Origin of the sequence: Paenibacillus contaminans, from assembly GCF_003285015.1 — a bacterium.
Taxonomy (GTDB): domain Bacteria; phylum Bacillota; class Bacilli; order Paenibacillales; family NBRC-103111; genus Paenibacillus_V; species Paenibacillus_V contaminans.
Window position 1 is genome coordinate 94,557 of record NZ_QMFB01000002.1, and the last position, 12,706, is coordinate 107,262.

5 protein-coding genes are annotated in these 12,706 nt (G+C 50.4%); 1 reads left to right on the forward strand and 4 read right to left on the reverse strand.

Annotated elements, in window-relative coordinates:
- Positions 1-35: 35 nt before the first annotated feature.
- The 3 genes from DQG23_RS04755 to DQG23_RS04765 form a co-directional block, all read right to left on the reverse strand.
- Complete coding sequence (locus DQG23_RS04755; RefSeq protein ID WP_113029672.1) at positions 36-1,181, reverse strand: response regulator; 1,146 nt, start codon at positions 1,179-1,181, stop codon at positions 36-38.
- A gap of 186 nt (positions 1,182-1,367) precedes the next feature.
- The gene (locus DQG23_RS04760; RefSeq protein ID WP_158560298.1) at positions 1,368-8,009 is read right to left on the reverse strand and encodes a DUF8202 domain-containing protein; all 6,642 of its coding nucleotides are present in this window, start codon (positions 8,007-8,009) and stop codon (positions 1,368-1,370) included.
- A gap of 480 nt (positions 8,010-8,489) precedes the next feature.
- Positions 8,490-9,278 (reverse strand): alpha/beta hydrolase, encoded by a 789-nt coding sequence (locus tag DQG23_RS04765; RefSeq protein ID WP_113029674.1) that lies wholly within the window; start codon positions 9,276-9,278, stop codon positions 8,490-8,492.
- Positions 9,279-9,869: 591 nt separating this feature from the next.
- On the opposite strand from DQG23_RS04765, the gene DQG23_RS04770 reads away from it, so the two are divergent.
- Positions 9,870-10,046, forward strand: a complete 177-nt coding sequence (locus tag DQG23_RS04770) for a YjfB family protein (protein ID WP_113029675.1) — start codon at positions 9,870-9,872, stop codon at positions 10,044-10,046.
- 262 nt (positions 10,047-10,308) lie between these two features.
- Here DQG23_RS04770 and sufB read toward each other — a convergent pair whose 3' ends face one another.
- Positions 10,309-11,706, reverse strand: coding sequence for a Fe-S cluster assembly protein SufB (sufB, locus tag DQG23_RS04775; RefSeq protein WP_113029676.1), 1,398 nt, complete (start codon positions 11,704-11,706; stop codon positions 10,309-10,311).
- Positions 11,707-12,706 lie beyond the last annotated feature (1,000 nt).

Consider the following 12,706-nt stretch of genomic DNA (forward strand, 5'->3'; position numbering starts at 1 on the left):
TTATGCCGGAAACCAATGATGTTCCACTCCGAGCATCATTTCCCCCCACTCCAGTTCAAGTACCATTCCGTAATATGCTCATCAACGGCAGCGCCCAGCCCTTCCTCCCATCTGACAGTCAGAAGGTTAAACTGCGTTTCGACCTCATACCGTTTTCCCATAGCGTCATAAAGCTTCATCAACGTAAAATAGCTGTCTTCGTCAAAAGGATACCGCTGCTGCATTTGCAAATTCATCAGCACTGCGCGGTTAAGCTCCCCCTGCTCGATAAGAAACTGACTGACTAAGTGCATATGGCTCAGCCATATGCGGCGAAGCCTTTCCCTTTCGTGCTCAGCCCACAAAAAGGGATAATCGCCAAGGTAGTCGCCCTTGTACATATCCAAAACACGCTCGTGCTCGTGAATTTGAGAAATATCTGGCTTTCGCAGCTGCTTGATCCGGTCCTCCCAATCGACAACGTCGATCCGTGTCTCCTCTAGTGTAAGAACGTAGCCGTTTCCGCCGCTCTCTCCTCTTTTGCTGTTGATTGTAATCGCATGGAGTCCCGCGTTCGTTAACGTTTGGCGAATATGATAAATCGTGGTATAGAGCTGCTGCAGCGCTTTAGATATAGGAATGCCCGGCCACAATAACTCGATGATGACTTCCATCTCGACCAGACGGTTGCGATGATGCAGCAAAAAGGCAAATAATTCTTCCGCTTTACCCGTTCGCCATTTCATCACCTGCCGATCTTTGAGAGGCATCTCCACCATCAACTGGTTGAAACAGCAAACGGTCGGCCAGTCGGAGTCGGGACGAACATCTTCGGTCTTGGACAAGCTTTCCCGCACGCGCTCCACCGTTTTCCGCAGCCGGTTCGGAAAGATGGGCTTCATGATATAATCCAACGCTTCAAGCTCGAATGCTTCGACTGCATAATTTCTGTGAGCGGTTACAAATACGATCTTCGCCTCCGGAACGGTCGTTGAAAGCTGTTCGCCTACCTCCAAACCATTAACCACCGGCATCGTAATATCCAGAAAAATGACATCCGGCTTAAGTTCCGTCGCCAACCCCATAGCACGCAACGAATCTGTACATGTTCCGACCACTTCCACGCCGCCGATTTCGGATTCCAGCATCGTTTGAAGCTGCTTCAAGGCCAGACGCTCGTCGTCAATTAATAGCGCTCTCATGGATAACTCCTTCAACAAGGATAAACACGATGGCGTCATTTGGGCGCCTAGAGTTTACCTGTGAAATATCAGCTCTTACACTCTTACTAACTAGGAAACCTATAAATTCTCATATTTTAACAAAATCGAGTCTCCCCCATTTTGAACAAGGGAGACTCGATTTGTTAATTAATCAGAAGCCGGGAATTAATGAGCCAACCAAATCTCTTCGCCTTCTTCGCCTGTTTTGAAGCTGTGATTTTGGGATGCTTCCTCGATGTGCCCATATGCCCAGTGGCTCGTATCGACATCCTGCCAGCTTGAGCCGGGCGTGTCGAACAGCGGTCCTCTGCCGAGCAGCATGTTGACGATAATAACCGCCTCGGAACGGGTTAACGATTGATCCGGACGGAATTCTCCTGTCGGATATCCCGTCATGATGCCCGTTTCGTATACTGCGGCAATTATTCCTTCGGCCCAGTGTCCAGCCGTATCCGTGTACGTTTTCGCATCTTCTTTGGAATCAAGCTTCAAATAATTATAAATGATTGTCGCCATTTCCGCACGCGTAATGGTCCCCTCAAGCTTAAAGGTTCCATCCTGATAGCCGCTCATGAGACCGGCAGACGACGCTTCCTTGACATAGCTTGCAGCCCAATGCTGCGCCGGTACGTCGGTATATCCCGCTTGTCCTGCCGCTTCAGCTTCAGCAAGCTCGGACTTCACAAGCATCGCGGCCATTTCCGCGCGTGTTACGCTGCGATCCGGTCCGAAGCTGCCGTCCGGATATCCGTCGATATATTTTTTGTGGTAAACGCCGGATTTTTTATCGGCCAGGCCTTCCACATGCAAAATCGTAAACGTGCCGAATTTGTTGCTGCTGAATCGAAGCCACAATTCTCCGGAAGCTTGCGTGACGAGCTCGCCGATCACAATCGCTTTCTCGCCGTCGGTAGTCTTGATGAATACGGCCAGATCGTTCAAGTATGCCTGACGCTCCTTCGCATCTTTCGGCAATGCATCCTCGCTTATCGGGAGCGTCAACGTTACCGGGCGCTCCGGCAAATTCGTCTCGATCGTCATCGGACGGCCCACCGTTTCAACCGGATGATTGCCTGCAAGACGGCGAACGGCTTTATCCGTACGCGCTTCTTCTTCAACTTTGCTGCGAAGAACCTGATCCTTCACAGGTACGAAGCGGAAGTAGAGAGGATCCTTCAACCCTTTCAACGAAGCATTTGGTACATGAATCGATGCGTTCTCGCTATAGATTTCCAAATCGATATGATTGTCTTCAAGAATCTTCAGCGAATCAAGCGGCACGCTGACATTCATTTCGCTTACTTCGTCCTTCTCGTCAAGAATGACGATCCGGGCCACATGCTCCTTGGCGTTGACAGCTTTATCGGCTACTTCCTTGGCCGTTTTCGCGTCGAAGATGACCTGATCGGTGATGCGGCCGTCGTTATGCTTCGTACGCTCGATCTTTAATTTGGAAAAACCGGCTTTTTTGTCGCCGCCGATAATAACATCGACAGTAAGCTCATCCTTGTTCGGAGCCGGCGTCGAACCGCTGCCTCCGCCATTGCCGCCGTCGCCTGATCCTCCTGTATTGACAAGAATCAGTCCGGCGTATGCCGCCTTCAGCGTATACAGCGCGGCATTTACTTCCGTCTGTGTCGCAATCGGGTTATTTAATACTGCATTAGCTGCTGTGATTGCCGCTTGCAGCGCTTGCCAGCTCGTCTGCGTAAAGTTGCCCGACGCCAGGTTTTTCGCTGCGATTTCGTTTTGCTTGGCTTGCAATGCCGATTTATCTATTACCGCCAGCTCCAATGCCGCTCTTGCCGCCTCAAGTGCAGCTTTCGCCGCATCGACTTCGGCTTGTGTTGCTTCTGGCTTACTCAATATCGCCCGTGCATCCTTCAACGCGATTTGCAGCGCCTGCCAGCTTTCTGGTGTATAGACGGCTCCAGTCACGCTTGAAGCTTCGGTTTCTTTAGCACGCAGTTGGCTCAAGTCCACCAATGTGCCTCTTGCTATTTGCACCTTGGACAATGTTTGTCCCAGCTCATCCTCAGAAGCCGACGGTGTACGATTCAGCAATGCTTGGGCTTCATCCAATGCGTCGGTCAAAGCTTTCCAGCTGTTTGCTGTATAATCGTCCGGCTTCAAATCGCCGATTTGGATTTCGCCTTGAATGGCGGCAACTTTAGTTTGAAGCTGGACGGCCGTGCTGTTTAAGCCCGCTTTAGCAGCCTCCAAAGCGTCCTTCGCCGTATCGATTTCCTCCTGCGTGGCGTTCGGATCGTTCAGCACCGTATCTGCATTAGCCAAAGCCTTTTGCAGCGCTGCCCAGCTATCCGGCGTATAGCTTTCTTCCGTCAATGATTCGGCCTCAGTCACCTTCGTTTGCAGCGCAGTTTTATCTGCTGCCGGCACCAATGCCGCTCTTGCCGCCGACAGTGCATCCTTCGCCGCATCAACCTCCGTTTGGGTCGCATTCGGGTCGGCTAAAACCGCATGTGCGGCAGTCAGCGCTCGCTGCATCGCCTGCCAGCTGTCTGCCGTATAATTTGTCGCTTGCAATTGCTCGGCGGCTATTTCCGCTTCTTTGGCACGCAATTGGCTCAAGTCTACCAATGTGCCTCTTGCCGCTTCAAGCTTGGACAACGCTTTTCCTAGCTCCACCGCAGTTGCTTGAGGCGAGCGATCCAACAGAGCTTTTGCCTCATCCAGCGCCCCGGTCAAAGCTTGCCAGCTGCCCGTCGTATAATCGCCTGGCTTCAAGCTGCCAAGCGTAATTTCGTTTTGAATTTCGTCAGCCTTGTCTTTCACTTTGTCAGCTCCGGTGCTCAAGCCCGCCCGTGCAGCTTCCAAAGCGGCTAGTGCGGCATCGACTTGCTCCTGTGTGGAGCTTGGATCGTTCAACACCGCTTCGGCGTTAGCCAGCGCGCTTTGCAGCGTCCCCCAGCTGTCCGGCGTATAGCTGGCTGCCGTTAAGCTTTTGGCTCCGGAAATGCTCGATTGCAAATCGTTTTTGTACACTTTCGCAAAGGTGAAAGTGGAACCGGTCGCCAGCTTGCCGCTGTCGAAAGTAGCTTGACCTGCCGCATCCAGCGTAATGCCCGAATTCGCTCCATCGATAATGAGATAGTATAGCACAGCCGGATTTTCCGCCGTCTTATCCAGCTTCAAGGTGATGTTCCGGTCCTGCCAATTCGTCTTCTCCACCTTGAACACCCGGGTCAATTGCTTCAGCGTATGTCCCAGAGCTTCCTCAACGCTTGTTTCATACTTGGCTGTCGCGTCGTTGTCGCTGAAGACGAGGAACGATGAATCGGTATTTATGGTATTCGCGTTGCCCGAATTGGTCATCTGAACGGCACTGCCCAGGGCGATCGTTACCAATGCGCCTGCATCTTGCGATTTTGATTGCTTTTGCAGCAAATCGCTGCCGTCATCCCGGCCTACACCGGTAATCCGCTTGCCGTAGCCGACATTGTTGCTTGCCGTCCACATCTTGTCGCTGCCGTTGCCGGCAATATAATCCGTTTTACCGCTATTCAGCGTCAAACCGTATTTCAAAGCCAAATAACTTTCGATCTGCTGTTTTTCCAGCTCGGTATTACTTGACGGATAGAGGACAACCTCGGCAAGATCTCCTTTGAAATGGGACCAGTTGTTCGAATTTCCTCCGCCGAACGTGCCTCCGATTACCGGAGTAAAGTCGATTTTGTTGAAAGAATTATTTCCCGCAACCGTTTGAGGCGTTCCATTCAATCGGCCTTGAGACTGTATCGCGGCGGCTGCATCGAAAGCGGCCAAATAGTATCGGGATGCGTCGTTGAAAGAGAATCCGCGATACGTGCCAGGCGCTCCGTTACCCACATACAATTTGCCCCACTTCGAAAAAATGCCGACTCCGTACCCGCCCGCGCGGGGGGCTGCCGAGCCGATGATCGTCCCGTCTTTTTGCTTGAACACGGCATATCCGTCTTGGTACGTAATCGGCTTGTCGCCAATAAGGTACTGGTTCGGATTTTGATTCGGTTTTGTCGTATTCTCGAACGTTACGGCCGGGTTGAAGTTGGCAACGTCCGCCTTATAGACCGGCGCTCCGTTAACCGTAAATTGATTCGTACCCGTTTGATCGTTCCAGCCGGTAAGCTGTTTTGCTGCATCCGCCGCCGCGTCTTTATCGGCCTTCAGCCACAAGGACGCTCCGTTTACGCCGCCTGGAGCTTTAGCAGGCGCTTGTTCTTTAACAGCGAACGTAAAGTAGCCGGTTGGCAGCATAGCGTTGTCGACTACAAAAACATTTCCGCTCTCTTGAACCGTTATTGTCGTAGCGGTTGCAAAGACCGAATCGCTGCCGACGAGCAGCTTGATATCGCTTGCCTGCGTCCCCGCTGCAAAAGCGCTTTTCGGGATGCTAAGCTGTACCGCGCCGACATTGTTCGTGTTCTGCACCTTCCAGATGCGCTCTGCCGGTTTCCAGGAAGTGTTGTCGGCGATACTGACCGGGGAGCCGAATGTCGTCAATTCTTTACCGTTGTCGCCCCATATCAGATACTGACTATTGACGCTTGTGAACGCTGTCGTATTGGCAGAGTTGGTTTGTTTAATTGCACCCAACCCTACCGAAATCTGTTTGCCGTCGTTTTTGCTGCGGCTCTGGCTCTGCTTTTGAGTCAGCAAGCCTTTCTTATCATAGGCAATACCGGCAATATTGTCGGCATACGCCGTATCTTTAGCCCAAACGACGTCATTCGCCGAATTCACATAATTGCTGTCCAACGAATAACCATACTTGATAGCCAAGTAGGAGCTGACCTTCAGACGCTCTTGATCGGTAAGAGCGCGATCATAAACAATAACGTCTCCAATCGTTCCATTCCAGAACTCCCCGCCCGCCAAGCTGCTTCCGAGCTTCGCCGCTGTAGAGCCTGTATTCCAGTTTTTACTGACGGGGCCTTCTATTGTTTTCATCTTGCTGTATAAAGTCGCCATGCGGCTTGCGTCGTAGGTGACAAAAATCTCGTCCGGTATTCCCACTTTCCAGAAATTATTATCCGTATAAAGGTCATTGTTGTTCCATCCGACAAACGCACCTTTTCCAGATAAGCTGGCAATGCCCATCCCGGCACCGTTCGCTGGGGAGCCCCATGAAACGATATAACGATTTCCTGCAATGTCATTAGGCTGACCTATGCCTATAATAGTCCTAGGGCCCGTACCTGTCGGAAGTTTTGCTAGTTGGAGATCCAGATAAGTTTCGCCGTCGAATTCAACAACCGGGTTGAAGTTCACGTTGTTCGCCGAGTTGTCCTTATACATAGGCTTTTTGCCGGTTGACGACACGGTCGCATCGTTGCCGCTTAGACTTTGGTCCTCCCACTTGTTCACCGGCTGATTGTTACCGACGGCAATACCTTCGCCTGGATGAAGCCACAGTTGAAGCCCATTGGTTACGCCGCCCGGCCCTTTCAGTTCTTCTTCCTTAGCAAACGTAAAGTAGCTGGTTACACCCAGGTCGCTGCCGTTAATCGTAACTTGACCCTCGGGAGAAAGCGGGTATTGGGCACTGGAACCGTCAAAAATGCCATTGCTGCTGACCAGCAAATGAGTCGCTCCCGGTGCAGCTAAGGTATCAAGCTTCAAAGTAACCGATTTGCCTATCCAACTGCCTGTCTTGCTGACCTTGAACTCCCGGTCCATACGTTTGAGATTCGTACTGTCTGCGAGCGTTTGGTAAGCAGGGCTTTTGCTGTCGCCATTGTCGCCGAAGATCAGAAAATCGCCGTCGGCAATACTGCCTCCTGCAATTTCTTGGTTGGATGCTTTCATGTCGTTGCCCGCAGCAATTGTTACAAGCGCTCCCGCATCCTGAGACTTGGACTGCCCTTGGTTCAGTGAGCTTCCCGAATCTCGGCCGATGCCAGTGATACGGTTTTTGTAACCGGTATTCGCGGCTGCGGACCAAATCGACGTTCCTTGGCTGTTCACGTAGTCCGTTTCGCCTTTATTCAAGGTCAAACCGTACTTCAACGCCAAGTAGCTTTGGATTTGGTTCCGATAGGGGGCGGTGGTTCCGGAAAAGACGATAACTTCCGCCAGTTCTCCGTTATAGTTGTAGTAATTTCTGCCGCTCGATCCTTCTTTCGTCCCGCCGATCATTGGCGTAAACGAGAACGTCGAATAGTCGGGAGCGGGAAAACTTCTTTGTTCCCCGGTCACCGTTGCTGTATCGGTCGTCCCGCTAGTATCGTATTCGACCAATTGGTAACGGGATGACTCCGTATCGGGAAAATTGATGTTTTTATAGCTTCCATTGATATTGCCCAAATAAAGTCCTCTAGTGTCTACTGCAAATAAAGCGGCCCCATGCCCGCCATTCCGCGTGGTGGAACCGACGAGCGCCCCTCCGTTTCCGGAGTCGGCTTTAAACACCGCATACGCATCCGTAAAATCGATCTGCTCATTGCCGCGCAAGTATTGTCTCAGATCATTGAGCGTATTTCCCGTATTACTAAACGTCACGACCGGATTGAAATTAGCTCCCGCCGCTTTATAACCAGGGCCTCCGTATACATCAAAACGAACCGTTCCCGCCTGGTTGTCCCATTTCTCGACGCCAGAGCCCGCCGCATACGTCGCGGTAGTGACACCTTCGTCTGCCTTAAGCCAAAACTCGGCGTCGTTTTTCCACGCAGGCAGGGGAACGCTCGGGTCTGCAGCCGCTTTATGCGGTGCCGCCATGTTGGAAAAGCCGCCCACTGCCATCGTCAGGGCCAGCATCGCGGAGAACTTTCTTTTCCAACTCCGTTTCATACCTCTCAGTACCATTCTCTCCATCCTCCTGTTTCCTTGACCGATTTATGCGGGTCATTTTGCCACTACAAGAACACGATTTCTCTCCTCCCAACCGTCAAATTTCCCCGCCGGCCTACAACTTCCGACAAGTTTTTACATTTCAATAGAAATACTACCATCCGATCCTATACGAAAAATATACAAATCAAGGGAAATCCTGACGGCGAATACAAGCGGAAGCGCCACTTCGACGCTCGACAGGAATGTCCGTTTCAGCCGTTCAAACGTGATCTAACCGCTAACATAGTAGCACCGAATCCCCGATCGTTATGTGAATAAACATAAAAAAACTTCCAACCACTGTTTCAGTGAATTGGAAGTTTGTCGATCATTTATTTTGGGAGATTGTTCTATCGATTCTCTCCTTACGGACAACAGCATATCTGCGAGGCATCGAATCACCTGCAACCATACCATATCCGGCGGCTCCTTGATAAACCGAAAGCTCCCCGGCTAAAAGCCTTCGTCCCGAAGCCACAGCTCGCATTCCTTCAACCAAAGACGGGGTTGCGGATACTCCTCCGCCAATTTGAGACCATGTACGCCGTAGGGATAAACATGCAGCGCAAACGGCACGCCATTATCCGAAAGCGCTTGCGCAAACAGCAGGCTGTTTTCGACAGGTACGGCTTCATCGTTCGCGGTATGCCACAGAAACGTCTTAGGCGTTTCCCTCGTTACGTTATTTTCGTTTGACAACGCTTTGACTAGCAGTTCATCCGGCTGCGCGCCAAGCAAACTATGCATCGAACCCCGATGGCCCTTCTCGCCGAAGGAAATGACGGGATAACATAGGATTAGCAAATCCGGCCTGCTGCTTTCGCGCTCGATCGGATCGGCCGCTTCTTCTTTGCCGGAGTCATAGTGAGTGCCCAGCGTCGAGACAAGATGGCCGCCGGCCGAGAAGCCCAGCGCCCCGACTCTGTTCGTGTCGATATTCCATTCCTTGGCCCTGCTTCGTATCGTGCGGATCGCCCGTTTGGCATCGAGCAGCGGACAAGGATGCCGATAAGGGGATACGCGGTAATCGACAACGAATGCGGAAATGCCGATCGTATTCAACCACAAGGCAACGGGTTCCCCTTCCCCATACGCCCTTCCTCCATAACCGCCTCCCGGAAATACCGCAATCGCCGGGGCAGGCTCTGACGATTTTACCAAATAAGGTGTAATAGCCGGGCAATCTTCCGCCTCGCTTCCTTGCGCGAAGGGCGCCCCATTCGGCCAAAGTAAGCTTTTCATGGTTAACTCTCATCCTCTCTAATTCAACGTGGCTGCCTTTCGAAACGTACATGCCGCTATTCTACCAAAACTTGGACGCGCTGCACATATTAATTTGTTACGTTCCACCCTGCTCAAGAACAAATTATTGTTGCTCCGCATTGAACTTCCTGATATATTTATATTTTACATATTTTATATAAAATCCAATGAACGACGACGGTAAACCTTTCAATAGTCCTTACCCTAAAATCCTTTTATAACTGGAGTGATCGATATGAAGAAAAAAATGATCATACTCGTCATTCTACTCGTTGTTGCTTTATTGTTTCCGTCCCTTTCACCTGATCTCTCTATTCGAAGGATTATATTCCTGCGAGGTAACCCAGTGAAGGCATTCACCGTACAAATTAAGACAGGCAATATTTACGAAAATGGCAATCAGCTTTATAACGTTTCGAATTATCACTACTGCTGCTTTTATGTACGTAAGTCCGTGCTTGGATATTTGGTTACCGACTTCGGCACCGGTCCGTGACGCTTTGCCCAGAAAGATTAATAAATAAAGATTTTCGTCATTATAGCCGATATGATAAAAAGGGAGGTGTGATCATGGATATCGCAGCATTATCGTCATCAATGAGCCAAGCTTCATTAGCTCAGGCCGTGAGCATCCGCGTTATGGCATTGGCCAAAAACACTGCGGAGCAGCAGTCGCAAAATGTTGTCCAGCTATTGAGCCAAAACATTCATCCCAACCTAGGAAAAAATCTAGACATAAAAGGTTAGCCCGGGCTGTCCCAAAAGGATAATGCGGGATGAAGCAGTCCCAATATGTAAACAAAAAAAAGCTTCCAAAGCCACTTCTAAAGCGGTAGAGGAAGCTTTTTTTGCTATTTGATCACTTTTAAGCGGACGTAAACATTCTGACTTTTGGGAATGCCCTCGACTTTGCGTTCTGTCCGAATCTGCCATTAAAAATAAAATACGTGTCCGATTGCTCGGACACGTATTTGTGTAGGTCCCAGAAGTTATCCCTGCTGAGCAAAGATTAACCGATGGAGCCCTCCATCTCGAATTTGATCAATCTATTCATCTCGACCGCGTATTCCATCGGCAGTTCCTTCGTGAACGGCTCGATGAAGCCCATAACGATCATTTGCGTCGCTTCCGCTTCGGAAAGGCCGCGGCTCATCAGATAGAAGAGCTGATCCTCGGACACTTTGGATACCGTCGCTTCATGCTCGAGCGTAATGTTGTCGTTCATAATTTCATTGTATGGAATCGTATCCGACGTCGACTCGTTATCCATGATCAGCGTATCGCATTTGATGTTCGCCTTCGAGCCTTCGGAATTGCGTCCGAACGAAGCGAGACCGCGATACGTTACTTTGCCGCCGTGCTTGGAAATCGACTTCGAAACGATCGTCGATGTCGTATCCGGAGCCAAGTGAAGCATTTTAGCGCCTGCGTCTTGGTGCTGGCCTTTGCCCGCAACCGCGATCGAAAGCACCATGCCTTTAGCGCCGCGGCCCTTGAGGACTACAGCAGGATATTTCATCGTCAGCTTGGAGCCGATGTTGCCGTCGACCCATTCCATCGTCGCATTTTCTTCGGCAACGGCACGTTTCGTAACGAGGTTGTAAATGTTTGGCGCCCAGTTTTGAATCGTCGTATAACGAACGCGCGCGTTCTTCAAGCAGATGATCTCAACCACCGCGCTGTGAAGCGAGTTCGTGCTGTATACCGGCGCAGTACAGCCCTCTACGTAATGCACGAAGCTGTCTTCGTCGGCAATGATGAGCGTACGCTCGAATTGACCCATGTTTTCCGAGTTGATCCGGAAATAAGCTTGCAGCGGAACTTCACATTTCACGCCTTTCGGCACGTAGATGAAGCTGCCTCCGGACCAAACGGCGCTGTTCAGCGCGGCAAACTTGTTGTCAGCCGGCGGAACGATCGTTCCGAAAAACTTTTTAAAAATCTCGGGATGATCGCGAAGGGCGCTGTCCGTATCGGTAAAAATAACGCCTTGATCCTCGAGATCTTTCTGCATGCTATGGTAAACAACCTCGGATTCATACTGCGCGGATACGCCTGCAAGGAATTTTTGCTCCGCTTCCGGAATTCCTAGCTTGTCGAACGTTTCCTTGATTTCCGCAGGAACTTCCTCCCACGTTTTGCCTTGCTTCTCGGAAGGTTTAACGTAGTATTGAATGTCGTTAAAGTCGAGATCGTCGAGATCTCCGCCCCATCTTGGAAGCGGCATTTTGAAAAATTGCTCCAGTGATTTCAGACGAAAGTCGAGCATCCACTGCGGCTCGTTTTTCATCCGAGAAATTTCGGTAACGATTTCCGGCGTCAGCCCTTTACCGGACTGGAAAATCGCTTTATGCTCGTCGCGGAAGCCATACTTATACTCTTCCATCTCAGGCATTTTCTTGGCCATCCTAATCCCTCCTCAAGAGTATTCCCCACAAAATGAAGTGAGGCGTTGAAGCATATTGCATTGCCGTTACTTTGCGGGGATCTTTCAATACCTTCCCCTAGTGAAGCAAGTAAAAGTGAATTACCGGTCGTTTCGTTGGGGCTCAAACGCCTCCGCAGGTAAAACCAATTATTGAAGCTGCAAAGCAATCCGCCGTTCGCCGACCTTACTACTTCCATTATACGCAATAGTGAGGCAAAACTCATTAACAATAACCCTAACTTCACTATTTTCAAGGTAAAAAGGTGGCATTCCGACACTAGTGAGGAAATCTGCACTATTAGTAACGAAAAGCTCACTATTAGTGAAGTTATCTTCACTAAGGGTCCCGAAACCGCCAATTCATCACAAAATAGTGAAGTTTGCCTCACTATTAGTGACGGTTGCCTCACTAACTCGATCAGGGAGTGAATCTCGCTGCATTGGGCTTTGAGCATGGTACTTGAGCTTTAGACTTTCAGCTTCAGACCTTCGGCTTTGGACCCTCAGCTTTGGGCCTTCCAGCTTCTGACCTTCAGCTTTGGACCTTTACGCATTAGACCTTTAGCTTTGCATCTTCAGACTTCCAGCTTTAAGCCTTCAGCTTTAGACTTCCAGCTTTAGGTCTTCAGCTTCTGACCTCCAGCTTCTGACCTTCAGCTTCTGACCTCCAGCTTCTGACCTTCAGCTTCCAGCCTTCAGCTTCTGACCTTCAGCTTTCAGCCTTGAGCTTCTGACCTTCAGCTTCTGACCTTCAGCTTCTGACCTTCAGCTTCTGACCTTCAGCTTCTGACCTTCAGCTTCTGACCTTCAGCTTCTGACCTTCAGCTTCTGACCTTCAGCTTCTGACCTTCAGCTTCTGACCTTCAGCTTCTGACCTTCAGCTTCTGACCTTCAGCTTCTGACCTTCAGCTTCTGACCTTCAGCTTCTGACCTTCAGCTTCTGACCTTCAGCTTCTGACCTTCAGCTTCTGACCTTCAG